Consider the following 24,524-nt stretch of genomic DNA (forward strand, 5'->3'; position numbering starts at 1 on the left):
GACGGGCCGCCGCTGGGGGTGGCGGCACATTGCGGGTCGAGGCTCGGTTGTCGTGCGATCTGCCGCCACCCTCGCCGGGCGGGATGCCGTGGGTGGCGGCACATTGCGGGCTGAGGCTCAGTTGTCGTGTGATCTGCCGCCACCTTGGACCAACGACCATCAATCGTCCACATGACGTCATCCGGGTCTCTCGTCCACAGGCTCGAAGCAGTGGGTGGGACAAGGAGCCACCGAGAGCGCGACGGTCGTCTTCATGGCCGACTCCACACCTATTCGCGGGCATCGGCGAGGAGTGGCGTGGACGCCGGTGACCTATGGCGTGCACCGCGAGCAGACGGTTCCTGCCGAGGCCGAACATCCGCCGTTCTGGGACGAGGACGACCTTGCCGGGTGGCAGCTCCTGATGACAGATGTGGGGTGCTTCACGGGTCTGACCGCGTTGGAGGTCCACGGCGTGCCCCTGCCGCCGCTGCCGCGCGAGTGCCCGGTCTTCATGGCCCTCGCGAAGGACGACCCACGTCCCATGCGGGACGGTGTGCACGCCAGCCGCCACATCCGTCCGGTGTCGTACGTCGTCGTCCGCGGACTGCGGGTGGCTGTGCTGGCCGAGGCGCTCACCGCGGCGGCGCGCTGGGTGGGCCTGGTCGACCTGGTAGCCATGGTCGACGCCGCCCTGCACCTCGAGCTCGTCTCCCCGGAGGACCTCGAAGCAGCCTCGGCGTCGAGGCGACCGGGGAGTCGGAGGCTGCGTGCGGCACTCGCCCTCGTGGACGCTGGGGCCGAGTCCCTGTGGGAGTCCCTGCTCCGACTGCTGCACGTCGTGTGCGAGATCGAGGTGGAGACGCAGTGGACGCTGACGGATGCCGACGGAGTCGTCGTGGCCACGGCCGACCTCTGGCTGGTCGGGACCACGGCGCTCCACGAGTACGACGGCGACGAGCACGAGAAGGCGCCACGCCGTGTGGTCGATCGTCGCCGTGACCGTCGCGTCGACCGGATCGGATACGTGCGGCGCGGTTTCACGTCGGGTGATGTGCTCTACCGACCGGTCACCATCCTCGAGGACGCGGATCGCTCGCTCGGCCGTCCCCATGACCCCACTCGCATCCGGAAGTGGCACCGACTGCTGAAGGACTCGTTGTTCACCCCTGCCGGCAGGACAGCGTTCCTGCGCCGGATCCCGGCCCCGTCGCCACGGCGGCGTACTGCCTGACGGGGTGGCGGCAGATTGCATTGATGCGCGCTCAGCACGTGCGATGTGCCGCCACCCCCCGGGTCGGTCGCCGTTGGGGGTGGCGGCAGATTGCGCGGATGAGCCTCCTCCGTGTGCGATGTGCCGCCACCCACAAGCAGGCGCCAGGACGGGCGGAGACGCGAGGAATAACCCACGGTGTGCGACCATTGAACCGAGCAGTACCCCCAAAGACTTTGGAGTGATGAGATGACCGAGCAGGTCGAGACCGAGCGCCGCACCGACCAGATCAACCTCTCCGCTGTCGCCGCCGGCAAGGTGAAGAGCCTCCTCGAGCAGGAGGGTCGCGACGACCTGGCCCTGCGCATCTCCGTGCAGCCGGGTGGCTGCTCGGGCCTGCGCTACCAGCTCTTCTTCGACGAGCGCACGCTCGACGGCGACGTCACCACCGACTTCGACGGCGTGACCGTCGTGGTCGACCGGATGAGCGTCCCCTACCTCAACGGTGCCGAGATCGACTTCGTCGACACCATCGAGAAGCAGGGCTTCACGATCGACAATCCCAACGCCACCGGTTCGTGCGCGTGCGGGGACTCGTTCCACTGATGTGACGCCCGGGGCTGAGCTTGCGAAGCCCCGACGAGCGGCCAGGTTGAGCAAGGCCCGCGACCGAGGAGCGAGGTCGCGACGGCCGCGTCGAAACCCATGACACGCACGAAGGCCCCCGCCGTCCGGCGGGGGCCTTCGTCGTCTGAGGGTGACTGCTCAGTCCAGGTGCAGGTGGAGCGCGTTGGCGATCCGCGCCGCCGCGTCGGAGACCCGGATCTCGCGCTTGCCGACCTCGGTGGGGTAGTCCTCGAAGCGGAGGCTCGGTGGGGCCGAGACGGCCGCCTTCGCGGCTCGCTCGAGGTGCAGGTTGCGGCTGGCGGCGCGCCCGTCGGCAGCCATCTCGGCGGGCGTGCCGAGCTCGTCGTGGGTGAGCGAGGGGCGGCGAGAACCGGGCGCGGAGGTCGTCATGATCACGACGCTATTGGCTACCGCGGGGTATCCCGAGTCGTACCGATCGGTAACTCCACGCGCCGCCTGCCGGGGCCGGCGAGGACGGTGTCGCGGCGGTCGGCGGGTAGGGTTCCGCGTCGTGTCCATCCTCGTAGCCGGATCCATCGCGACCGACCACCTGATGTCCTTCCCGGGCAAGTTCGCCGACAGCCTCGTGGTCGACCAGCTCGACAAGCTGTCGGTGTCGTTCCTCGTCGAGGACCTGGAAGTACGCCGCGGCGGTTGCGCGGCCAACATCTGCTTCGGCCTCGGCAACCTGGGCCTGCGCCCCATCCTCGTCGGCGCCGTCGGTGAGGACTTCGCCGAGTACCGCGCCTGGCTCGAGCGGCACAACGTCGACTGCGAGTCGGTGCACGTCTCCGAGACCCGGCACACGGCGCGCTTCGTGTGCACCAACGACTCCGCGCACGCGCAGATCGCGAGCTTCTACGCGGGCGCGATGAGCGAGTCGCGCGAGATCGAGCTGAAGCCGATCGTCGACCGCGTCGGCGCGCCGGACTACGTGATCATCGGGCCCGACGACCCGCAGGGCATGCTCCGTCACACCGAGGAGTGCCGCCAGCGCGGCTACCCGTTCCTGGCCGACCCGTCGCAGCAGCTCGCGTTCGGTGACGGCGACCTGATCCGCCCGCTGATCGACGGCGCCGAGATCCTCTTCTCCAACGAGTACGAGGCCAGCCTGATCACGCAGAAGACCGGATGGAGCCGTGAGGAGGTGCTCTCGCGCGTCGGGTCGTGGGTGGTCACCCTCGGTCCGGAGGGCGTGCGCATCGACCGCGCCGGCGAGGAGTCGATCGTCGTGGCGGCCGTCCCGGAGATCGAGAAGGTCGAGCCGACCGGTGTCGGCGACGCCTTCCGCGCCGGCTTCCTCGCCGCGCTCAGCTGGGGCCTCGGCCACGAGCGCGCCGCCCAGCTGGGGTGCCTGCTCGCTGTCTACGTCGTCGAGCAGGTCGGCACGCAGGAGTACGAGATCTCCCGCGCGGCCTTCCTCGAGCGGTGCGGGGCGACCTACGGCGACGAGGCCGTCGCCGACTTCGAGCCGCACCTCCAGACGATCCGGCAGTGACGCTCAGCTGAGACGTCGTACGACGTAGCGCGGGGCTCCGTCGTCGGTGACGTCGGCGCCGACGTAGTCCTGGCCCTTCATCCGGCACCACGCCGGCACGTCCACCGCGGCCGCGCTGTCGTGCGCGACCACTCCGATGAGCTCGCCGACCTCGACGTCGGCCAGGTGGCGGGCGAGCTCGATCACGGGCATCGGGCACATCATCGTGCGGCAGTCGAGCTCGAGGACCGGTTGCCCGTCGTCGGCAGTGCTCACAGGCCGACCCGCGACCGGATCTCGGCGATGACCTCGGGCAGGACGTCGCAGAAAAAGTCGACGTCCGCGCGAGTGGCGTCGCGCTGGAGGGAGAGCCGGACGTTGCCGTGGGTCAGCACGCCCATCGCCTCCAGCACGTGGCTGGGAGTGAGGGTCGACGCGGTGCACGCGGAGCCGCTCGCGATGCCGAAGCCCCGCCGGTCGAGCTCGGTCACGAGCGCCTCGCCGTCGACGTAGAGGCACGAGAACGTCACGAGGTGGGGCAGGCGGCGCACCGGGTCCCCGACGACCTCGACGTCCGGCACCTCCGCGGCCACCCGGCTGCGTACGACGTCGATGAGCTCGTGGTGACGCGCATTGATCTCCTCGCGCTCGGCCACCACCGCCTGGAGCGCGGCGGCCGCGGCGAGGACCGCGGGGACGTTCTCGAAGCCGGTCGACCGCTCGTCGACGCGGTCGTCGCCGGGGAACGGGTTGCGCCACCGTGCCCGGGTGCGCACCAGCAGCACGCCCACCCCGGCGGGGCCGCCCCACTTGTGGGCCGATCCCGCGGCCGCGGCCCAGCCGGAGGGCAGGGCCAGCCGGCCCATCGACGCGCAGGCGTCGGTGAAGATCGGGACGTCGGGCGGCAGGTCGAGCCGGCCGACCGGCTGCACCGTGCCGACCTCGTGGTTGGCGCTCTGCAGCGCGACGACCCCGACCTCGGGCCGCCTCGTCCGGTCGCGCACCGCGGCGGGGTCGACGCGTCCGTGGGTGTCCACGCCGACCTCGTCGCCCCGCGCGCCCCACTCGACGGCGTGCCGCACGGCCGAGTGCTCGACAGCCGAGTGGACGACCACGTTGCCGCGCCGCGCGCCGCGCACCAGCCCCAGGAGCCCGAGGTGCACCGCGTGTGTGCCGCTCGGGGTGAACGTCACCTCGTCGGCGCGGACGCCGAGCGCAACGGCCGTCGCCTCGCGGGCGTTGTCGAGCAGCAGCCGCGCCTCGCGGCCGGGTCGGTGCAGCCGTCGCGGGTCGGCGTACCCCCGTTCGAGCGCAGCGAGCAGGACCTCGCGCGCCGCCGGGTGGAGCGGCGCGGCGGAGGCGCTGTCGAGGTCGCCTCCGGGGCGCACGGGCGCTGTCACGCGACGAACTCTGCCACCCGCCAACGACACCCGACCCTGCCCCGCACGATGCGGGCTGTGGGGGATAGTCTTTGCATGTCGGAGATGGACCGAGAGAGAGGCTCGTCAGTGGGTCTGCAAGTCCCCAAGTTCTCGGGCGCGCCGGCACGGCGCGCCACGAGGGTCGCGCTGCTCGGCGTGACGATGCTGGTGCTGGCCGGATGCTCCGCTGCCGACGAGCGCCAGATCCGCAACCTCGCCATGCCGGACCGGGTCACCGAGCAGGGGCCCTACACCTACGAGCTCTGGAAGTGGGCCTGGGTCGCCGCGATGGCGACCGGCATCATCGTCTGGGGCCTCATCGGCTACGCCGTGGTGAAGTTCCGCCGTCGCAGCGACGACGAGGTGCCCCGGCAGACGCGCTACAACCTGCCGCTCGAGGTCTTCTACACGATCGCCCCGGTGCTGATGTGCATCGTGTTCTTCTTCCACACCGTGCGTGTGCAGGACGTCCAGACCGAGATCAGCACGCCCGACGTCACCGTCGAGGTGACCGGCCAGCAGTGGTCGTGGACCTTCAACTACGGTGTCGGCGAGCAGACCCCCGACGCCACCGGTGAGCCCGACGACTACGCCTACGAGTCCTACGTCTACACCTCGGGAGACGGGAGTGAGATCCCGACGCTCGTGCTGCCCGTCGACCAGCGCATCCAGTTCAACCTGCGCTCGGCCGACGTGATCCACAACTTCGGCGTCCCGTCGTTCCTGACCCGCATGGACGCCATCCCGGGCCGCGTCAACAAGCTCCAGGTGACACCCACCGTCGAGGGCGAGTACGCAGGCAAGTGCTACGAGCTCTGCGGTGTCTACCACTCGCGGATGCTGTTCAAGGTCAAGATCGTCAGCCAGGCCGAGTACGACCAGTACCTCGCCGATCTCGCTGACGCCGGCCAGACCGCCGAGACGCCGCTCATCGGGGGAGCCGACGTGACCACGCAGACCGGCCTCGGCGAGGACGACAACCAGGAAGGGAGTGCGGAGTGAGCGCCCCGACAATCAACAGGCCGGCGGCACAGACGCCCGGCGGCGAACCGCCCCGCAAGCCGCTCGGCCAGCAGGTCGTCCGACTGCTGACCACGACCGACCACAAGCTGATCGGCAAGCTCTACCTCGGGACGTCGTTCGCGTGGTTCCTCATCGCGGGCCTGATGGCGATGCTGATCCGCTCCGAGCTGGCCTACCCCGGTCAGCAGGTCGTGAGCGAGCAGCTCTACAACCAGCTGTTCACGATGCACGGCACGATCATGCTGCTGCTGTTCGCGACGCCGCTGTTCTTCGGCTTCGCCAACGTGATCATGCCGCTGCAGATCGGCGCGCCCGACGTCGCGTTCCCGCGACTCAACATGTTCAGCTACTGGCTGTTCCTCTTCGGCGGACTCATCGCCGCCTCCGGCTTCCTCACGCCCGGCGGGGCTGCCGACTTCGGCTGGTTCGCGTACACGCCGCTCTCCGACGCCGTACGCAGCCCCGGCGTCGGCGGCGACCTGTGGATCATGGGCCTCTGGATGGCCGGCCTCGGCTCGATCCTCGGTGGCGTCAACTTCATCACCACCATCATCTGCATGCGCGCCCCCGGCATGACCCTGTTCCGGATGCCGATCTTCGTCTGGAACACGCTGATCACCAGCATGCTCGTGATCATGGTGTTCCCGATCCTCGCGGGCGCCCTGCTCATGCTGGAGGCCGACCGGATCCTGGGGGCCAACGTCTTCGACCCGTCGCACGGCGGGCCAATCCTGTGGCAGCACCTGTTCTGGTTCTTCGGCCATCCCGAGGTCTACATCATCGCGCTGCCGTTCTTCGGCATCATCTCCGAGATCCTCCCGGTCTTCAGCCGCAAGCCGATCTTCGGCTACGTCGGCCTGGTGGCCGCGACCCTCGGCATCGCGATGCTGTCGGTCGCCGTGTGGGCCCACCACATGTACGTCACCGGCGCGGTGGACCTGCCGTTCTTCTCCGGCATGACGTTCTTGATCGCGGTGCCCACCGGAGTGAAGTTCTTCAACTGGATCGGGACGATGTGGGGGGGATCTCTGTCCTTCGACACCCCGATGCTGTGGTCGGTCGGCTTCCTGACCACGTTCCTCTTCGGTGGTCTCACCGGTGTCATCCTGGCGAGCCCGCCGCTGGACTTCACCGTGTCCGACTCCTACTTCGTCGTGGCGCACTTCCACTACGTCGTGTTCGGCACCGTCGTCTTCGCGATGTTCGGCGGCTTCTACTTCTGGTGGCCGAAGATGACCGGTCGCATGCTCGACGAGCGTCTCGGCAAGCTCCACTTCTGGATCCTGTTCGTCGGCTTCCACACCACGTTCCTCGTGCAGCACTGGCTCGGCGTCGAGGGCATGCCCCGTCGCTACGCCGACTACCTGCCGGAGGACGGATTCACCGTGCTCAACCAGGTCTCGACCGTGGGTGCCTTCCTGCTGGGCGCCTCGACGCTGCCGTTCCTCTACAACGTCTACGTCTCCTCCAAGGGGCCGAAGGTCGAGGTCGATGACCCGTGGGGCTGGGGCCGCTCGCTCGAGTGGGCGACCAGCTGTCCGCCGCCGCGGCACAACTTCCACACGCTGCCGCGGATCCGCTCGGAGTCGCCGGCCTTCGACCTGCACCACCCGGAGATCGCGCTCATGGAGCTCCACGAGAACGATGCCGAGCGCGACGGTGACGCACCGGCAGACGCGCCCGAGGTGCACGGTCGCGAGGAGATGCTCGAGGAACGCATCGACGGCACCACCACCGAGACCGGGAACGAGGGGGACCACCGATGAAGGCAGAGGCCTGGGTCTTCGGCATCACCGCGATCTTCGTGGCGGTCGTCGCGCCGGCGTACTGGTTCCTCACCGAGGACCCGACCGGCACGTCCGCCCTGGTGATGACCGCGCTGCTCTTCGGCATGGTCACCCTCTACCTCGGGTTCCACGCCTCGCGCATGGACCCCCGCCCGGAGGACCGCAAGGAGGGCGAGATCGCCGACGGTGCCGGGGAGCTGGGATTCTTCCCGCCCTACTCCTGGTGGCCGCTGTGGTGCTCGCTCGCCCTCGGCGTGATCGTCTACGGCACGGCGCTGGCTGCGTGGTGGCTCGTGTTCATCGGCTTCACGGTCGGTGTGATCGTCCTGTGCGGCTTCGTCTTCGAGTACTACCGCGGTGAGCACGCTCACTGAGCCACGCTTCACCGAAGAACCCGTCCGCGACGTACGCTGGACGGGTTCTTCCGATTTCGGGTCGTCATCACTGGGGGTAGTCGCATGCGCACTCGCGCGTCCGCACACGTGTGCTCAGCGCACCGTCGTACGACCGTGGCAGCCGCACTGCTGGTGCTCGCCGGCGGGCTCGCAGGGTGCAGCTCGGCGACCGACGGCTCGAGCGGCTCCGGTGGCGCCGACGGTCCGGGCGCGGCGTCGGGATCGGGATCGGAGTCGGCGAGGCCCGACCCGGTCCGCCTCTCGACGAGCTTCACCGACACCGACACCGCCGCCGTCCCGATCGACGCTCCGCTGGCCGTCAGCGCCGAGGGCGGCACCCTCGACACCGTCGAGGTGACGTCGACGACCGGAGCCCTCTCAGGCAAGGTCGCCGCTGGCACCTGGACGTCGTCCGACCGGCTCGAGCCCGGCACCGACTACGTCATCAAGGCCTCGACCACCCGCAGCGACGGCCGCACGGTGGAGCGCACGCGCAGCTTCCACACGGTCGATCTGACCCTGGACGAGCAGACCTTCGCCTCGATCGCGCCGCTCGACGGTGAGACTGTCGGCGTCGGCATGCCGGTCGTGGTGACCTTCGACCTCCCGGTCACCGACAGGGCGCTCTTCGAGAAGCACATGAGCGTGACGAGCACCCCGGCGCAGCGCGGGTCGTGGTACTGGCTGAGCGACCGTGAAGCGCACTACCGCCCTGCGTCGTACTGGAAGTCGGGGACGGATGTCTCGGTCGACCTCGACCTCAACAGCCTGCCTGCCGGCAACGGGATCTATGGCCAGGAGTCGCGCAGCATCGACTTCCGGATCGGTGACTCCGTGGTCAGCCGCATCGACGTCCGGGCCCACACGATGCGGACCTACGTCAACGGCGACCTCGCCCGCACGATGCCGATCAGCGCCGGCAAGCCCGGCTGGGAGACCCGCTCGGGCACCAAGGTCATCATCGAGAAGTTCCGTCGCAAGCGGATGGACGCCGCGACCATCGGCGTCGACAAGGACGACCCGGAGTACTACAACCTCTCCAACGTCCCGTACGCCATGCGCGTGACCTACTCGGGCGAGTTCCTCCACGGGGCGCCGTGGTCCGTCGGCTCCCAGGGCAGCGCCAACGTCTCCCACGGATGCGTCGGGATGGGCCTCGCCGACGCCAAGTGGCTCTACGACCGCACCAGCCGGGGCGATGTCGTCGAGGTGACCGGCTCCAGACGCCAGATGACGCTGGAGAACGGCTACGGCGACTGGAACCTCTCCTTCGCCGACTGGAAGTCCGGCTCCGCCCTCTCCTGAGGTTCCGCACCCAGCGGCGGCCTGATGTCGTGTCCCGCCACCCGGGAGCGACGAAGGGCCCGCCGGATTAATCGACCACCGGAATCCTCCTCACCCAAGGGAGCGGTGGTGGAGCCACAATCCGGACGCCGGGACTGTGGCTGGGCCACCGCCCGTGCGCGAGTCGTACGTCGACGCGCCGAGGAGCGGTGGTGGAGCCACACTGCGGGTGGCGAGGACGGTGGCTGGGCCACCGCCCCACGACAGCCCCGACAAGGACGAAGGGCCCGCCGGATCAACCGGCGGGCCCTCCTGCGTCGTACGACGACTCAGTGGTCGCGGAGCGGCACCTCGTCGGTGTTGCGGAGCTGGTGGTCGTCGAACTGGTGACCGTCGACCGGGTGGTCGAGGCCCGACTGGAGCTGCGCCTCGTGCTCGGCGTGGTGGTGCGCCTCCTCGAGCTCGGCCCGGGTGGGCTTCTGCACGTTGTGGACGTACATCCACGACGAGAGCTTCGCGCGCAGCTTCTCCGAGCGGGAGTTCGGAGCGGCGACGCCGGCAGCGTCGGTGTCGCCCGCGACGGTGTAGATCTCGTCGCGGTCGCGCGCAGTGAGCGTGTAGGCGCTCGAGCCGCTGATCGGCAGGTGCCGCTCGGCATACTGGCCATCGACGGAGCGGGTGATGATGCCCGTCTCGTAGCCGTGGAGCAGCTTCTCGTTGTCGTGGCGCTGCAGGGAGATGCACCAGCGACGGGTGATCCAGAACGCGACCACCGGGCCGACGAAGATCGCCACCCGGATGAAGTAGGTGATCTGGTTGATGCTGGCGTCCAGCTTGATCGCGATGATGTCGTTGCCGCCGGCCGCCCAGGCGAGCCCGTAGAACGTCATCAGGGCCACCATGACCGCGGTGCGCGTCGGCGCGTTGCGCGGGCGCTGGAGCAGGTGGTGGTCGCGCTTGTCACCGGTGATCCAGCTCTCGAGGAAGGGCAGGAGCATCAGGACGACGAGCATCAGCGGCGGCACGATGAGGATCGGGATCATCACGTTCCACGAGATCGTGTAGCCGAAGATCACCGTCTCCCACCCGCTCGGGATGATGCGCAGCAGTCCGTCGGGCCAGCCCATGTACCAGTCGGGCTGCGAGCCCGCCGTCACCTTGGTCGGGTCGTAGGGACCGAACTTCCACACCGGGTTGATCGTCATCAGGCCGCCCATGAGGGCGATGACGCCGAAGACCATGAAGAAGAAGCCACCGGCCTTGGCGGCGTACACCGGGAGCATCGGGTAGCCGACGACGTTCTGCTCGGTGCGGCCGGGCCCGGGCCACTGGGTGTGCTTGTGGTAGACGAGCAACAGCATGTGGGCGGCGATCAGGGCGAGCAGGAGGCCGGGGATCAGCAGCACGTGGACGATGTAGAGCCGCGGGATGATCGACTCGCCCGGGAACTCGCCACCGAAGAGCAGGAACGACATGTAGGACCCGGCGACGGGCGTGGCCTTGAGGAACCCGTCCGCCGCGCGGACGCCGGTGCCGGACAGGAGGTCGTCGGGGAGCGAGTATCCGGTGAAGCCCTCGAGGGTGCCGAGAAGCAGCAGGATGCAACCGATGACCCAGTTGAGCTCGCGCGGCTTGCGGTAGGCGCCGGTGAAGGCGACGCGGAGCAGGTGCACCATCATCGAGCCGATGAAGACCATCGCGGCCCAGTGGTGCATCTGGCGCATGAGCAGGCCGCCGCGCACGTCGAAGGAGATGTTGAGGGTGGAGGCCATGGACTCCGACATGCCGACGCCGCGGAGCTGGTCGTAGGAGCCTTCGTAGGTCACGTGACCCATCGACGGGTTGAACCACAGGGTGAGGAAGACACCGGTGAGGAGCAGCACGACGAAGCTCCACAGCGCGATCTCACCGAGCATGAACGACCAGTGGTCGGGGAAGACCTTGCGGAGGTTTTTCTTCATCGCCGTGGCCAGGCCGAGGCGGTCGTCCGCCCACGAGGCGAGCGAGCCCGCCGGGCTGCCCTTCGATGCGGTCGCGGCGTCCGTGCGGTTGCTCGTCGCAACCTTGCTGGTGTCAAGCCTTGAGTCGGTGCTCACTGCTTCTCACGCTCCCAGTAGCTAGCCCCGATGGGCTCGGTGAAGTCGCTCTGAGCGACCAGGTATCCCTCTCCGTCGACCTTGATCGGCAGCTGCGGAAGGGGACGGGCAGCCGGACCGAAGACGACCTTCGCGGCGTCCGCGAGGTCGAAGGTCGACTGATGGCACGGGCACAGCACGTGGTGGGTGGTGCGCTCGTAGAGGGAGATCGGGCACCCGACGTGGGTGCAGATCTTGGAGTAGCAGATGATCCCGTCGACGGTCCACTTGTCCCGGCCCTTCGCCGGAGTGATGTCGTCGGGGTCCATCCGCACGATGATGATCGCGCCCTTGGCCTTCTCGGCCTGCTCCTCCGCGCCCTCGAGCTCGCGGTAGCCGTTCTCCTCGGTCGGGAACATCGCCTCGGGTGCTGCGTTGATCAGGTCGCCGACCTCGATCTCGCTGGCGAGGATCGGCGTGCCGACCACGTCGCGCACGAGCCGCATGTCCGGCTCCCAGATCGTGTGGGCCAGCTTGCTGACGTCCAGGGTGCTGCCGGGGGCCAGGTCGCGCAGCAGCACGACCGCGGGCAGGCCGAGGATGCCGACCGCGCCCAGCATGGTGTTGCGCACCAGCGGCCGGCGGCCGATGCCGGCCTCGTCGAGGCCGTCGTTGAGCGCCTGGATCGTGGCGTCGCGATCCTCCTGCGGGGAGGCGGCCGGGTGACGCATCTCGACCATCTCGTGGTCCGCCATCAGCTTGCGGGCCAGGTGGATGATGCCGATGCCGATGAGGAGCAGCGACATGCCGAGCGTGACGCCGAGGGAGACCGTGGAGGCGCCCATGCCGGCGAACGTGTCCCAGTTGTCGCCGACCGAGAACGAGAAGTACGCCACCACGAACAGGACGGCGCTGATCATCGCCGCGATGAACATCGCCGCGATCTGGCGCTCCGCGCGCTTCTCGAGCCTCGGGTCGACGTCCGTCGGGCGCCACTGGTGCGGGGGGAGTCCGGGGTCGGCGATCGGCTCGGACTCGCGGTGCGCCGGCACGTGCGACGAGTCGTACGTCGCCGGGGTGCTCTCGGCCGCGCCGCCACCCGTCACAGGAGTGCCGTCGGGCCCGTTGACCGGGTGGTCGTGGCTGCTGTTGCTCACGCGTTCACCTTGTCCTTCTTGGTGCGGGTCGTGTGCGAGGCGATCCAGACGGCAGCGCCGACGAGGCCGCCGATGCCGACCAGCCAGGCGAACAGGCCCTCCGAGACGGGGCCGAGTCCGCCGAGGGTGAAGCCGGCGTACTCCGGGGTGTCCTCGAGGCTGCCGAGGTAGGCGATGACGTCGCGCTTCTCCTCGGGGGAGAGGTTGCCGTTGCTGAAGTTGGGCATGTTCTGCGGCCCGGTCAGCAGCGCCTCGTAGATGTACTTGCCCTCGACACCGCGCAGCGCCGGGGCGTAGCCGCCGCGCGGCATGGCGCCGCCGGAACCGTTGAAGTTGTGGCACGCCGTGCAGTTGGTGAGGAAGATCTGGCCGCCGCGGGAGATGGCCTCCTCGCGCTCCGCCTCCGACAGGCCATCGATCGAGTAGTCGGACTCGTCGGGGACGGCCGGGCCGGGGCCCAGCGAGGCGACGTAGGCCGCCAGGGCGGCGATCTCCTCGTCGTTGAAGACGACCTTCTTGCGAGGTGCCTGCGCGCCGGGGCTCGCCATCGGCATGCGGCCGGTGCCGACCTGGAAGTCGACCGCGGCGGCGCCGGTGCCGACCAGCGACGGACCGATCTGGTAGCCGTCGCGGACCGTCGGGATGCCCTCGCCGTTCTTGCCGTGGCACGTGGCACAGCTGACGAGGAAGAGCTCCTTGCCCTTCGCCACCTCGTCGGTCTGGCTGGCCTGGCTGTCGGCCTGGGCGGGCGAGAAGGCGGTGTAGAGGGAGCCGCTCACCAGCAGCCCGAGGAGCAGCACAGCAAGACCGGCGAGGGGGCCGCGGCGATGCCGGGAGAGGCGGCCAGCGGTTCGGTTGAGCACGCGCACGTTGAGTCCTTGCCGGTGTCGAGTTCGGGCTTACTTGATGACGTAGATCGTGAAGAAGAGGCCGATCCAGACCACGTCGACGAAGTGCCAGTAGTACGACACGACGATCGCGGTCACGGCCTGCTCGTGGGTGAAGCGTCTCGCCAGGTAGGTGCGGCCCAGCACGAAGAGGAAGGCGATCAGGCCACCGGTCACGTGCAGGCCGTGGAAGCCGGTGGTGAGGTAGAACATCGAGCCGTAGGCCGAGCTGGCCATGGTCATGCCCTCGTTGACGAGCTCGGCGTACTCCAGCGCCTGGCCGCCGATGAAGATGGCACCCATGACGTAGGTGAGGATGAACCACTCGCGCAGGCCCCACTTGGTGAAGTTCATCAGCGACCCGGTGCGGCCGACCTGCCCGCGCTCGGCGGCGAAGACGCCCCACTGGCACGCGAACGAGGACGCCACCAGGATGGCGGTGTTGGCGGTGGCGAAGGGGACGTTGAGCGCCCCGGTCTCCTGTGCCCACAGGTCCGGGCTGACGGCGCGGATCGTGAAGTAGGCCGCGAAGAGCGCGGCGAAGAACATCAGCTCGCTGGAGAGCCAGATGATCGTGCCCACGCTGACCATGCTCGGTCGGTCGTGGTGCCCGTGCAGCCGGGATGCCGGAATCGTCGCTGTTGCTGTCGCCACCCGTTCATTATGGCTTCTAGACCCCAACGGGGGCACCCCGACCCCCTGTGCAACAGGGTCATAAAGTTCACACCGTGGTGCCCGCACTCCCAATCCTCCTGTCGGCCGACCTCGAGGTGCTCCCGCGATTCACCCTCGGCCGGGTCTTCAGCGACTGGGGGATCGACCCGATTCCCTTCGTGGTGACCGTCTGGGCGGTCGGTCTCTACGTCCTCGGGGTCGCCGTGCTGCACCGCCGTGGCGACCGGTGGCCGGTCGGTCGGACCCTGGCGTTCGTCGGTCTCGGGATGGGGTCGTTCTTCTTCGCCACGTCGTCCGGACTGGGGCGCTACGACACCACCCTCCTGAGCGTGCACATGGTCCAGCACATGCTGCTGTCGATGGTCGTCCCGCTCGCCCTCGCCCTCGGCGCCCCGGTGACCCTGGCCCTCCGCACGCTGCCGCCCGCCCCGCGCCGGTGGCTGCTCGCCGTGCTGCACTCCCAGGTCGCCAAGGTCCTCGCGTTCCCACCGCTCGCGTTCGCCCTCTACGTCCTCTCCCCGTGGGCGCTCTACTTCAGCGGGTGGTACGACGCCAGCCTGGCCTCGGCGTTCGTCCACCAGATGATGCACGTGCACCTGGTGCTGGTCGGCACGCTGTTCTTCTGGCCGCTCATGGGGGTCGACCCGGTGCCGGGCCGCGTGAGCCATCCGTTCCGGGTGCTGCTGACGATCATGACCCTGCCCTTCCACGCCTTCCTCGGCGTCACGATCATGGGCCAGACGACGATCATCGGCGAGGAGCACTACCGCGAGCTGCGGGAGGGACCGATGGGCGCCTGGCTGCCCGCGATGCTCGACGACCAGCACCTCGCCGGCGGGATCCTCTGGGCGACCGGCGACCTGATCGGTGTGCTGTTCTTCGGCGTGCTCTTCGTCCAGTGGCTGCGGTCGTCGATGAAGGAGGCCGCCCGCGAGGACCGACGTCTCGACCTGGCTGAGCGCCGGTCGTCACCGTCGGCGGTCGAGTAGCCGCCTTTCCGGTGGTCGAGTAGCCCGCGAGGAACGAGTGGGCGTATCGAGACCCGGGACCCGCACGGTTACGATGCCTCCCGTGTCTGAAGCCGCCCCCGCCCGCCCGGTCAAGGTCCTCATCTACAGCGACGACGTGAACACGCGCCAGCAGGTGATCCTGGCCCTCGGCCGTCGTCCGCACCCGGACCTCCCGGAGTTCGAGTACGTCGAGGTCGCCACCGAGCCCGTGGTCCTGCAGAACATGGACTCCGGCACGATCAACCTCGCGATCCTCGACGGCGAGGCGGTCCCGGCCGGCGGTATGGGCATCGCCAAGCAGCTCAAGGACGAGATCTACGAGTGCCCGCCCGTCGTGGTCCTCACGGGTCGCCCGCAGGACGCGTGGCTGGCCACCTGGTCGCGGGCCGAGGCGGCGGTGCCGCACCCGATCGACCCGATCCAGCTCGCCGAGGCCGTCATCGCCCTGATGCGCCCCTCGGTGCCTGCCACCTCACCCACGTCCTGACACGCCCGGCGTACGCCGACAGCGCGCCACTAACCTGACGCCATGTCCCACACCTGGCCCGACATCCTCTCCGCGTTGGTCGCTGGTCGCGACCTGACGTCCGAGCAGGCGCGATGGGCCACGGACGAGCTGTTCGCCGGAGCGGCCACCCCTGTCCAGATCGCCGCGTTTGTCGTCGCCCTGCGCGCCAAGGGCGAGACGGTGGAAGAGGTGGCGGGCTTCGCCTCGGCCATGCTCGCCGCCGCCAACCCGATCTCCGTGCCCGGCCGGCTGCTCGACGTGGTCGGCACCGGTGGTGACCGCTCGATGTCGGTCAACATCTCCACGATGGCGGCCATCGTCGCTGCGGGCGCCGGCGCGCGGGTCGTGAAGCACGGCAACCGGTCGGCCTCGTCGCAGTCCGGCTCGGCCGATGTCCTCGAGGCCCTCGGCATCCGCCTCGACCTCGCTCCGGACCGGGTCGCCGAGGTCGCCGAGGAGGCCGGCATCACGTTCTGCTTCTCGGCCGCCTTCCACCCGGCGATGCGGCACGCCGCGGTCCCACGGCGCGAGCTCGGCATCGCGACGACGTTCAACATCCTGGGTCCGCTGACCAACCCGGCCCGCCCGCAGGCGCAGGCCATCGGCTGCGCCGACCCGCGGATGGCGCCGGTGATGGCGGGAGTGCTCGCCGAGCGTGGGGTCGACGCGTGGGTGTTCCGCGGCGACGACGGTCTCGACGAGCTCACCACCACGACCACCTCGACGGTGTGGCGGGTCCACGGGGGAGAGGTCGACGAGCTCACCCTCGACCCCGCCTCGTTCGGCATCGCCCGAGCGACCACGGAGGACCTGCGCGGAGGCGACGCGGCCCACAACGCAGACGTCGTACGCCGACTGCTCGCCGGCGATCCCGGACCGGTCCGCGACGCCGTGGTGCTCAACGCGGGGGCGGCGCTGGCTGTCTACGACTCACCCGCCGACGACGCGCACTCCGCGCTCGCGGCCGGGATCGCCAAGGCGGGCGAGGCCATCGACTCCGGCGCGGCGCGGGGGACCCTCGAGCGGTGGGTGGCGGCGACCTCCGCGTAGCCGAGTCAGCGTGAGGTGGCAGGCAGCTTGAGGATGTCCTTTTTGGCCGGCGTCTCAACGACGACCTCCACCCCGAACTCCTCGAAGTAGAGCGCGTCAGGCATACCTCCGTCCTTGGCTGGCGCCATCTTCAGGACGTGGTGGGGTGCTTCGAGCGCGACCCAGAGGGTCGTCCGCTTCTTTCCCTTCTGTCCAGTGAGTGGAACCGCGTCGGCATCCCCGACCTGGACGACCTGGTCGACGTCGATGCTCTCGCTGGTGTCGCTTTCCTCAAGGGTGAAGTTGGCGAGCAACTCGTCGAGGTCGCACAGCTCGAGCAAGGCATCCTTGCCGTCCAGAGGAACCCAGGTTCCACGGAGCTGCTTCCAGGCGACGTCGGCCTGGGCAGGCGAGCTCGCCTGTGCACGGACGAAGTCCTCGTCGCCCTTGACCCAGGTCCCATCGCCGTTCCGACGGAGCTGGAACTCTCCCTCATCCGTCGCGATGCTCCCGGTGCATCCTTCCTCGCCGACACTGATGTCCACCTGCATGCGACCGTTCTTCCGGTCCTCGGTGTCACCCAGAATGCGCAGCGACGTGACCTTGCGCATGTCGGCGAAGGCGGCTTCCGCGATGCTTCGCGGGCTCTGGTCCAGGAACGGGTCCCGGCCCGGCATGAGTCCCTCGAGCGCCCCGCAGGCAGTCAACGAGGCGAGACCCAGCACGGACATCGCTGCTGCCAGCGCGCGTGGGATCGGTAGGGCATTCATCAGGCTCCTGGGGTGTGTGTCGATCAATTCGACCAGTCGCGAGCCCGAGATGGGGGAGAACGGGGAATCTAGAGGTGCAGGACCCAGGAATCGCCCTCGCGGGCGAAGCCGAGGCGGTCGTAGTAGGCGCCGACCATGCCGGGCGGGGTCACCACGTGGCGGATGCCGCGGTCGGTCAGCAGGCCGCTGCTGCGCCACACGAACTCACCGGGTGAGAAGTCGCGGTAGCGGGGTGTGACGTAGTCGAGGAGCACGTGCGCCGTGTCGCCCTCCTCGCGCAGGAGCACCACGCCCACGGTCTCGTCGCCCTTCTGGATGAGGAACGCGTCGTGGGTCTCGGTGGGGTCGTGCACAAATTCGGGGTTGAACCTCAGGATGTCGGCGCCGTGCACCCGCAGCACGTGCCGGAGGTACTCGTCGGTGGGGGAGACCCCGAGCACGGTGTACGCCGTCTCGTCGTGCCGCTCCCGGAGCAGGTGGACGATGAAGTATGCGTTGATCGCGACCAGGACGGTGTTCATGCCCACCATCGGCCAGACCTCGAGCGCAGCGTTGAACACGATGAGGAGCACGCACGCGATCGCGTTGAGCACCCGCAGCCGCAGGACGCTCGCCTGGAGCAGCGAGTAGACGAGGAGGGCGCTGCCGCCCCATCCGAGGATGTCGAGCCAGTGGTCGGCGAGCCAGTTCACGGCCGGAGACTACTGCCGGCAGTGGTGGGCCGAGGAAATGACGAAGCGCCGCCCGGCAGTGCCGGACGGCGCCTCGTTCACATCACGGCTGGACGGAGAGCCTCAAGGCCTTCGACCTGGAGCCCTCGGTGGTCGCGTCACCGAGGTACTTCACGAGGATCCGGTGCTTGCCCTTCTTCAGCTTGGGCAGCTTGAAGGTGATCTTGCCGTTCTTGGCCGTGACCAGGGTCAGCGTCTTGAGGACCTTCGTCCGGTCCATGATCTTGAGCACGCCCACGGGACCCTTCACCCCCGGGACGGTCACCGTGATCCCGACCTTGGCCCGCGTCCCTGGCTTGATCCGCGTCGCGGACAACGTCGCTGCAGTCGTCGACTTCAACTTGGGAATGGCAACTGCCACAGCATTGGCGGAGCCATCGCTGAAACCGGTCTTGCTGGCGAGCACGGTCACGCCGATGTTCTTGCCGGCGTCTTCAGGCGTCACGCGGTAGGTCGTTCCCGTCGCGCCCGGGATTGGTGCTCCGCTACGCAGCCACTGGTACTTGAGCGTGGGGGACGGCTGAGACCAGGTGCCCGGGCTCACCCTGAGCGTTCCACCGGAGATCGCGTCTCCCGTGATCGACGGTTGCACGGTGGCCTGCAACGCTCCTCCGGCGGTGGCACCGATGACGTTGCTCGTGGTCTCGCCGTCGACGTATCCGGGTTTGATGCCCGTGACCCGCAGGGAGATGGCCTTGAGGTAGTCGGTCGCAGTGAGGACGTATGTAGCGCCGGTGGCACCCGAGATGGTCTTCCCGTCGCGCAGCCACTGATAGGTCTCGGCGACGTTGGACTGGTTCCAGCTCGGGGGGGAGCTGACGAGAGTCGCTCCGATGCCAGTCCCTGCGGGGGCACTGATGACGGGTGCCGCCGTCGCACGGACACCTGCGTCGACCGTGAAGGTGGAGGTCGTGGCGCCGATCGAGTTTCCGCTGGCGTCTTTCGCTGTCACCTTCCATCCGTACGTCCCGGTGACGAGGTTGCTGGTGGGGGCGAAGGCGGTGGCGACCGTCTCTGCAGTGGCAGCCAGCGAACCGCCGGGCGCCGTCACCTCGACTGAGTACTTGACGGCGCCGGGAAGGCTTCGCCAGGTAAGGACCGGACCGTTGGGCGGCTGCATCGAGCCCGGCAGGGGAGAGGTGATCTCCATGACATTGGTGCCGACGGTGAATCGACCCAAGGGGTTCGCGTCGTTCTCGCCACTCCACGACCAAGGTCCGGGGTTGCCGTCGGCGTCGATCCGCTGAACCCGCCAGACGTAGGTCTGGGAGGCCGGGAGCGGCGTGCTGTGCGCGTAGGCAGTCGTCCGCACGGTCTTGGAGAAGACGTTGTTCGCCGCCGAGAACGAGGTGTCGTTGTTCCTGAACAGCTCGACCTTGTACTCCTGGGCGAACGGCTGAGGACTCCACCGAAGAGCGACGGTGCCCGCCACCGTCTCGGCGTTCACGGGCGAGCCGAGGACGACCCGCGGACTCTCCTTCTTCAGAGTCTTGACGTCAGACCACGACAACCGTCCGTTGCCGGCACTGTCGCCCTTGGAGTCGATGGCCTGCACACGCCAGTAGAGGGTGCCTTCGGGATAGAGCCGGTCGAACGCGGTGTAGGTCGGCTGGTCGACGGTGCGTTCGTCCACCAGGTCCGTCCCGGTGCCGAAGGACTCCGTGTCGTCGACCTGGATCCGGTACTGCATCGCGGACTGCGGGCGCAGCTCCTGGGTCTGCAACCATGCGGTTGACCGGTTGGTGTCGAAGTAGTCGTCCCACTCGAAGGTGATCTCGGTCCCGCTCGGGTCGCTGCTCTTCAGTCCGGTCACCTTCGGCGAGGTCTTGGTGAAGAAGTGCTGGGCGCGTCCGATGGTCGACACCGGGGTCGGACCGCAGTTGCCCGCGTTGCGGCACGGCCTGACGAACCAGTAGAGAGCCTCGCCGGCCTCGGTCTCCGGATAGGTCCAGAACCGGTTGTCGAGGGCGGGTGCGTACATCGAGTTCGTCGTGGCCGGGATTGCGTTGCTCGGCTCTAGGAGGTTGGTGAAGCTCGCGTCGCGGCTGACATAGACCATGTAGAACGCGATGCGCGGGTCCGCCTTCCACCTGAGGACCGGAGTCGTCGGCACGATGCACACCTCGCCCGGCACGCACGGCGTCCTGGTCCCGGAGAAGCTGGGGTCCAGCTCGCGCCCACCGATGGCAGCAGCGTGCTCCGACGTCGCGGGAATTGCGGCGATGGTCATCCGGGTCTCCGGACCGTAGGCGATTGGCGTTCCGGAGCTGTTGAGGGCGATGACCTGCCAGTCGTAGTCGCCGGGGAGCAGTAGGCGCTCGCCGGTATCGGTCATGGCCGGATACGGGAGATTGCTGAAGAACAGGTCGTTGGAGTCGTGGCCGAACCAGATCTGACCCGGACCGTCCATCGCGGCTCCGACACGCACTTGGTAGCGCGCGGCGCCCGGGTAGGTCCGCCAGCTCAGGGCAGGAGCGTCGTAGAAGGGGCCGTCGGTCTGGGTCCCCGTGAGGGGCGTCAGGTAGTCGGCGGGGCTGGCGGGGGGCGGCGGAAGCAGGCCAGTCACCTGGAAGCTGGCAACTCGAGTCACGGACTGGATCCCGTCGGACGACGTAGCGGTCAGCTCCCATGTGAAGGGCCCGTCCGCGGGGGCGAGCACTCGCGTGCCGGGCAGCGTGAAGGATGTGGAGTACGTGGTCGCGTTCTCGACGGTGCCGCCGGTCTTGTCCTTGATGACGACCCGGTACTTCTCGGCACCGACCGACGCCGTCCAGCTCAACGTCGGCACCGTGACGGTCTGGCCACCGGACGGTGACATGCCGGTGATCTGGAGGGGGTCGTAGATGAAGCCCTGGGGCTCGCTGAAGATGCCTTGGATGCCAGGAAGGTCGCCGGACTTGGTGAACGGCCGGTCGAGCGGGCGCACTTGCCAGTAGTTCGGAACGCCCGGGATCGGCTCGCAGTCCTCGTTCGTCCGATTGGGGGACAGGATGCCGTTCGTGTTGACGGCGAACATCCCGGGTGTGTAGGTCGTCCCCGCCGTGCGGCACTTCTCCGTCGTCGGCTCCGAGAATCCGGGCGTCGTGCTCAGCCAGACCTCGTACTCAGACGCATGACGGACCGACGTCCACTCGAAGTAGATCGGACCGGCGACCGTCTCGAGGCCGGCCTCGGCCGGGAAGACTGCCTGCGGCATGTCGGGCCATGTCCTGTTGAAGTCGTAGAGCGATGCGGTCCACGGCGTGGGCTGGTCGTCTAGGTCGCGGGCCCGCACGCGCCAGTAGTACTGGTCGTTGTCGTACGTGACCGGGGGCGAGTACCGCGTGCCGGTGATACCGGAGCGCGTCTCCGTGATGTTGGTGAAGTCCGAGTTGGTCGCCACCTCTACGTCGTACGACATCGCGCCCGGAACGGGGTTCCAGTTCAGGACGATGTCCTGCAGCTCGAAGCTCGGGCTGCTCGGGGGAGCGGTGATCGTGGGCGCGGGAAGGGGCCCGATGATGAACCTGAAGGCGGCACTCGGCTGGGAATTGATGCCGTTGCCCTTGCTGGCCGTGACGCGCCAGTAGTAGTCCGCCGGGTTGGCCACGGTGCCGGACGGCAAAGGATCAGGTACGACGAGCGACGTCGAGCTGGTCGTGTACTTGGACGCCCCTACGAAGTCGTCGTCCCCATCGACCTCGACGACGTAGCTGGTGGCACCGGAGCTCGACGACCAGGTGAGGAGCGGGGGCTGCGACGGCTGGGCCAGCGGCGCCCCGTTGGCGGGGGACGCCGGCTGGGGAACCGTCACTGCAGGCGTGCCGAACGTGCCGATCGACCAGTCCGACACCTCACTGGCGGAGCCGCGAGCGCGGACCCGCCAGTACTTGTCTCCGGAAGGGAGGCTGGCTGTCGGCACGAACGTGTTGTTCACCGTGCTGTTGGTGGTAGACGGCACGGCGGCAAGCGAGCCGAAGTTCGGGTCGTCATCGACCTGGACCTCGTAACGAATGGCTCCCGCAACGTGGCTCCAGGTAAGGATCGCCGTCGACGTGTCCGGTTGCTGCACCCCGAGGTCCGCCGGCGCCGCCGGAGGAACGGCCGCGGCGGGGCCTGGTGCAAGCGTCGCCACAGTCAGCGCAGCGACGCTGACCATGCTGGCGGCGACGAAGCGCCGGCCCGTGAAGGTGTTGGACATCCCGGATACTCCCCCTGGTGGGTGACTCAGACCACTCCACGCTAGGTCTCGCTGCACCGTCGCGCTGACGAATGACCCGGGGTAGTCACAATTGACTAGGAGGGTGCGTCCGATCGGTCAGCCGGCCGTCGGAACCGGTCGTGGCGCTACCGTGGCCCCATGATCACCGCCATCGTCTTCGTGAAGGCCGACGTCGCGCGCATCCCGGAGGTCGCTGAGGCGATCGCCTCCCTCGACGGGGTGAGCGAGGTCTACTCGGTGACCGGGCAGATCGACCTCATCGCGCTGGTGCGGGTGAGGGAGCACGAGGACGTCGCCACCGTCGTGGCCGACCGGCTCAACAAGGTCGAGGGCGTCACCGAGACCGAGACGCACATCGCCTTCCGCACCTACTCCCAGCACGACCTCGAGTCCGCGTTCAGCATCGGTCTCGACTGACAGGTCGCTAGCGCACCGGACGGTGCACCGTAGTCGGTAGTCGCTTCTCGTCGAACGGCACGAGGGAGAGCCGCGACTGGTGCGCGGCGTCGTAGAGCGCGAGGTGCCGGGCAGCGCCACCCAGCGGGCACGTCCACTCGCCGTCGACGTCGACGAGGCGCACGCCGGGCGACTCGAGCCAGCGCAGGATCTTCTCGGACTCCTCGGCCGTCGCCGCGGGAACCGGTCCGGGCGCCCCGGCGACGGTCTCCGCGCTGGCGCCGAGCTCCCGGACGTATTGATGGGCGTCGCTGCCCGACGGGATCACCCCGGCGGCGGCGAGCCTGCCGTGGCGTACGACGTGCACCGCCCACCGACCGTCGTCCTCACGTCGCGCGGCCACGATCTCGCCGCAGCGGGTGAGGGCCGACAGTCGCTGGGTCCGGGCGGCGGCCCGGACGAACGTCGCCAGTCGGTCGCGGTGGACACCGGCCTCCTCGAACCGCTCGCGGTCGGCGAGGGCAGTCATCCGCTCGTTGATCGCCTCGACCACCTCGTGCGGGCTGCGGAGCAGGGTGTCGCGCAGCTGGCGCACGACCGCACCGTAGGTCGACTCGTCGGTCGAGCCGTCGCAGGGAGACAGGCAGCGACCCATCTCGGCCAGCACACAGGCAGACCGAGACGGGACCACCGGCAGCCGGCCGCTGCACTGGCGGACCGGGAACGTCTCGTGGAGCGCGGCCAGGCACTTCTCCGCGGTCTTGCGCGACGAGAAGGGGCCGAGATAGTCGGCGTCGTCGTCGAGCACTTGGCGCACGAGGGACAGGCGCGGCCAGGCCTCGCGGGTCAGCTTGAGGAAGTGGACCTTCTCCGGGAATCGCGAGCGACGGTTGTAGCGCGGCTTGTGCTCCGCGATCAGCCGCAGCTCGCGGACCTCGGCCTCGAGGGGGGTGGCGCACTCGATCCCGGTGACGGACGTCGCGATACCGACCATCTCGCCCATCCGGCTGCGGGTCTCCGACGCGGTGAAGTAGGTGCGGACGCGGGTGCGGAGGTCGCGTGACGTGCCGACGTAGAGCACACGGGACCGATCGTCGCGGAAGAGGTAGACGCCCGGCGCGTGGGGGAGTCCCTCGGCGAGGTGGCGCTTGCGGCGCTGCGCCGTGCTGACCCGCGACGAGAAGGTCTGCAGCTCCTCGAGCGTGTGCACCCCCAGGCCGCCGAGGCGCTCCATCAGCCCGTGCAGCACGTCGACGGTCGCCTGGGCGTCGGAGAGCGCGCGGTGGTTGGGCGTGACGGCTGCATCGAAGAGCTTCGCGAGGGACGACAGCTTGCAGTTGGGCGCGTCGTCGCGGGTGATCACGCGCCGTGCGAGCTTGGCGGTGTCGAGCACCTCGAACCGCGGCCACGGCCTGCCCTGCTCGCGTGCGAAGTGCTGGAGGAAGCCCACGTCGAAGGGGGCGTTGTGGGCCACGAGAACGCAGCCGGCCGCGAACTCCAGGAACGCCGGCAGTGCCGATTCGATCGGCGGGGCGTCGTGGACCATCGAGTTGGTGATCCCCGTGAGGACCGCGATGAAAGGGGGGATCTCGGTGTGGGGGTTGACGAGCGTCTGGAACTCGCCGAGCACCTCACCGCCCCGGACCTTCACCGCGCCGATCTCGGTGATCATCGACCCGCCCTGGGCCGAGCCGCCGGTCGTCTCCAGGTCGACCACGCAGAACGTGAGGTCGCGCAGGGGCCGCCCCAGCTCGTCGAAGCTGCGCTGCGCCTCCCAGCGGGATGTCTCCCGGGTCGGTCGCTGGGCAGTCGTGCTCATGTGCGACGACGCTAGACGTGGGATCCGACAATGGCGGGAGGGCGCGCGCACTACGCTGGC

The 24,524-nt window shown here is 68.9% G+C and carries 22 protein-coding genes; 11 read left to right on the plus strand and 11 right to left on the minus strand.

Annotation, left to right across the window (positions count from 1 at the left end):
- The first annotated feature begins 214 nt into the window (after positions 1–214).
- Positions 215–1,213, plus strand: a complete 999-nt coding sequence (locus EUA06_RS01855; RefSeq protein WP_129473295.1) for a hypothetical protein — start codon at positions 215–217, stop codon at positions 1,211–1,213.
- 228 nt (positions 1,214–1,441) lie between these two features.
- A complete protein-coding gene (gene erpA / locus EUA06_RS01860) occupies positions 1,442–1,798 on the plus strand; it encodes an iron-sulfur cluster insertion protein ErpA (protein WP_129473296.1) in 357 nt (118 codons plus the stop codon).
- Between the two features lie 159 nt (positions 1,799–1,957).
- Here erpA and EUA06_RS01865 read toward each other — a convergent pair whose 3' ends face one another.
- Positions 1,958–2,209, minus strand: a complete 252-nt coding sequence (locus EUA06_RS01865; RefSeq protein ID WP_129473297.1) for a hypothetical protein — start codon at positions 2,207–2,209, stop codon at positions 1,958–1,960.
- Positions 2,210–2,330: 121 nt separating this feature from the next.
- Between EUA06_RS01865 and EUA06_RS01870 the strand changes: the two genes are divergently transcribed.
- Positions 2,331–3,317: a carbohydrate kinase family protein gene (locus EUA06_RS01870; protein ID WP_129473298.1), complete on the plus strand. Its 987-nt coding sequence runs from the start codon at positions 2,331–2,333 to the stop codon at positions 3,315–3,317.
- A 3-nt stretch (positions 3,318–3,320) separates the two neighbouring features.
- Here EUA06_RS01870 and EUA06_RS01875 read toward each other — a convergent pair whose 3' ends face one another.
- Positions 3,321–3,572 (minus strand): sulfurtransferase TusA family protein, encoded by a 252-nt coding sequence (locus EUA06_RS01875; protein ID WP_242497907.1) that lies wholly within the window; start codon positions 3,570–3,572, stop codon positions 3,321–3,323.
- Entirely contained in the window at positions 3,569–4,696 is a 1,128-nt protein-coding gene (locus EUA06_RS01880; protein WP_242497908.1) for a cysteine desulfurase family protein, read from the minus strand. The genes EUA06_RS01875 and EUA06_RS01880 overlap by 4 nt, the downstream gene beginning before the upstream one ends.
- 108 nt (positions 4,697–4,804) lie before the next feature.
- Here EUA06_RS01880 and ctaC point away from each other — a divergent pair, with 108 nt between their 5' ends.
- The 4 genes from ctaC (at position 4,805) to EUA06_RS01900 (ending at position 9,227) form a co-directional block, all read left to right on the plus strand.
- Positions 4,805–5,719, plus strand: coding sequence for an aa3-type cytochrome oxidase subunit II (ctaC, locus tag EUA06_RS01885; RefSeq protein ID WP_165354219.1), 915 nt, complete (start codon positions 4,805–4,807; stop codon positions 5,717–5,719).
- A complete protein-coding gene (ctaD, locus tag EUA06_RS01890) occupies positions 5,716–7,506 on the plus strand; it encodes an aa3-type cytochrome oxidase subunit I (RefSeq protein WP_422879732.1) in 1,791 nt (596 codons plus the stop codon). Before ctaC ends, ctaD begins: the two co-directional genes overlap by 4 nt.
- The gene (locus tag EUA06_RS01895) at positions 7,503–7,901 is read left to right on the plus strand and encodes a cytochrome c oxidase subunit 4 (RefSeq protein WP_129473300.1); all 399 of its coding nucleotides are present in this window, start codon (positions 7,503–7,505) and stop codon (positions 7,899–7,901) included. The genes ctaD and EUA06_RS01895 overlap by 4 nt, the downstream gene beginning before the upstream one ends.
- 84 nt (positions 7,902–7,985) lie before the next feature.
- Positions 7,986–9,227, plus strand: coding sequence for a L,D-transpeptidase (locus EUA06_RS01900; protein ID WP_129473301.1), 1,242 nt, complete (start codon positions 7,986–7,988; stop codon positions 9,225–9,227).
- A 308-nt stretch (positions 9,228–9,535) separates the two neighbouring features.
- On the opposite strand, the gene qcrB is transcribed toward EUA06_RS01900, so the two are convergent.
- The 4 genes from qcrB to ctaE are packed head-to-tail and all read right to left on the minus strand — an operon-like array spanning position 9,536 to position 14,015.
- Positions 9,536–11,302 (minus strand): cytochrome bc1 complex cytochrome b subunit, encoded by a 1,767-nt coding sequence (qcrB, locus tag EUA06_RS01905; protein ID WP_242497909.1) that lies wholly within the window; start codon positions 11,300–11,302, stop codon positions 9,536–9,538.
- Positions 11,299–12,438: a cytochrome bc1 complex Rieske iron-sulfur subunit gene (gene qcrA, locus EUA06_RS01910; protein ID WP_242497910.1), complete on the minus strand. Its 1,140-nt coding sequence runs from the start codon at positions 12,436–12,438 to the stop codon at positions 11,299–11,301. Before qcrA ends, qcrB begins: the two co-directional genes overlap by 4 nt.
- The gene (gene qcrC / locus EUA06_RS01915) at positions 12,435–13,307 is read right to left on the minus strand and encodes a cytochrome bc1 complex diheme cytochrome c subunit (RefSeq protein WP_129473302.1); all 873 of its coding nucleotides are present in this window, start codon (positions 13,305–13,307) and stop codon (positions 12,435–12,437) included. Before qcrC ends, qcrA begins: the two co-directional genes overlap by 4 nt.
- A 30-nt stretch (positions 13,308–13,337) precedes the next feature.
- Positions 13,338–14,015, minus strand: coding sequence for an aa3-type cytochrome oxidase subunit III (gene ctaE / locus EUA06_RS01920; protein ID WP_479724669.1), 678 nt, complete (start codon positions 14,013–14,015; stop codon positions 13,338–13,340).
- A gap of 41 nt (positions 14,016–14,056) precedes the next feature.
- Here ctaE and EUA06_RS01925 point away from each other — a divergent pair, with 41 nt between their 5' ends.
- From EUA06_RS01925 to trpD, 3 genes are all read left to right on the plus strand, one after another.
- Positions 14,057–14,989, plus strand: a complete 933-nt coding sequence (locus EUA06_RS01925) for a cytochrome c oxidase assembly protein (RefSeq protein ID WP_242497912.1) — start codon at positions 14,057–14,059, stop codon at positions 14,987–14,989.
- A gap of 82 nt (positions 14,990–15,071) precedes the next feature.
- Entirely contained in the window at positions 15,072–15,497 is a 426-nt protein-coding gene (locus tag EUA06_RS01930) for an Rv3143 family two-component system response regulator (RefSeq protein ID WP_422879733.1), read from the plus strand.
- A gap of 42 nt (positions 15,498–15,539) precedes the next feature.
- Entirely contained in the window at positions 15,540–16,568 is a 1,029-nt protein-coding gene (gene trpD / locus EUA06_RS01935) for an anthranilate phosphoribosyltransferase (protein ID WP_129473306.1), read from the plus strand.
- A gap of 5 nt (positions 16,569–16,573) precedes the next feature.
- Here the strand turns inward: trpD and EUA06_RS01940 are convergent, their stop codons facing one another.
- The 3 genes from EUA06_RS01940 to EUA06_RS01950 all read right to left on the minus strand — a co-directional run bounded on the left by EUA06_RS01940 (position 16,574) and on the right by EUA06_RS01950 (position 22,228).
- Positions 16,574–17,317: a hypothetical protein gene (locus tag EUA06_RS01940; protein ID WP_129473307.1), complete on the minus strand. Its 744-nt coding sequence runs from the start codon at positions 17,315–17,317 to the stop codon at positions 16,574–16,576.
- Between the two features lie 68 nt (positions 17,318–17,385).
- Positions 17,386–18,009, minus strand: a complete 624-nt coding sequence (locus EUA06_RS01945; RefSeq protein WP_129473308.1) for a hypothetical protein — start codon at positions 18,007–18,009, stop codon at positions 17,386–17,388.
- Between the two features lie 82 nt (positions 18,010–18,091).
- Entirely contained in the window at positions 18,092–22,228 is a 4,137-nt protein-coding gene (locus EUA06_RS01950) for an Ig-like domain repeat protein (RefSeq protein WP_129473309.1), read from the minus strand.
- A 159-nt stretch (positions 22,229–22,387) separates the two neighbouring features.
- Between EUA06_RS01950 and EUA06_RS01955 the strand changes: the two genes are divergently transcribed.
- Positions 22,388–22,666 (plus strand): Lrp/AsnC family transcriptional regulator, encoded by a 279-nt coding sequence (locus EUA06_RS01955; RefSeq protein ID WP_129473310.1) that lies wholly within the window; start codon positions 22,388–22,390, stop codon positions 22,664–22,666.
- Positions 22,667–22,673: 7 nt separating this feature from the next.
- Here EUA06_RS01955 and EUA06_RS01960 read toward each other — a convergent pair whose 3' ends face one another.
- Positions 22,674–24,464: a DEDD exonuclease domain-containing protein gene (locus tag EUA06_RS01960; RefSeq protein ID WP_129473311.1), complete on the minus strand. Its 1,791-nt coding sequence runs from the start codon at positions 24,462–24,464 to the stop codon at positions 22,674–22,676.
- Between the last annotated feature and the right edge of the window lie 60 nt (positions 24,465–24,524).

Source organism: Nocardioides glacieisoli (assembly GCF_004137245.1).
Lineage (GTDB): Bacteria > Actinomycetota > Actinomycetes > Propionibacteriales > Nocardioidaceae > Nocardioides > Nocardioides glacieisoli.

Bases quoted from the DNA above. Each gene is read 5' to 3' on its own strand.
- EUA06_RS01900 (WP_129473301.1), top strand. From the start codon at position 7,986: ATGCGCACTCGCGCGTCCGCACACGTGTGCTCAGCGCACCGTCGTACG.
- EUA06_RS01955 (WP_129473310.1), top strand. From the start codon at position 22,388: ATGATCACCGCCATCGTCTTCGTGAAGGCCGACGTCGCGCGCATCCCG.
- EUA06_RS01940 (WP_129473307.1), bottom strand. From the start codon at position 17,317: ATGAATGCCCTACCGATCCCACGCGCGCTGGCAGCAGCGATGTCCGTG.
- EUA06_RS01960 (WP_129473311.1), bottom strand. From the start codon at position 24,464: ATGAGCACGACTGCCCAGCGACCGACCCGGGAGACATCCCGCTGGGAG.
- EUA06_RS01895 (WP_129473300.1), top strand. From the start codon at position 7,503: ATGAAGGCAGAGGCCTGGGTCTTCGGCATCACCGCGATCTTCGTGGCG.
- EUA06_RS01950 (WP_129473309.1), bottom strand. From the start codon at position 22,228: ATGTCCAACACCTTCACGGGCCGGCGCTTCGTCGCCGCCAGCATGGTC.
- trpD (WP_129473306.1), top strand. From the start codon at position 15,540: ATGTCCCACACCTGGCCCGACATCCTCTCCGCGTTGGTCGCTGGTCGC.
- EUA06_RS01865 (WP_129473297.1), bottom strand. From the start codon at position 2,209: ATGACGACCTCCGCGCCCGGTTCTCGCCGCCCCTCGCTCACCCACGAC.
- erpA (WP_129473296.1), top strand. From the start codon at position 1,442: ATGACCGAGCAGGTCGAGACCGAGCGCCGCACCGACCAGATCAACCTC.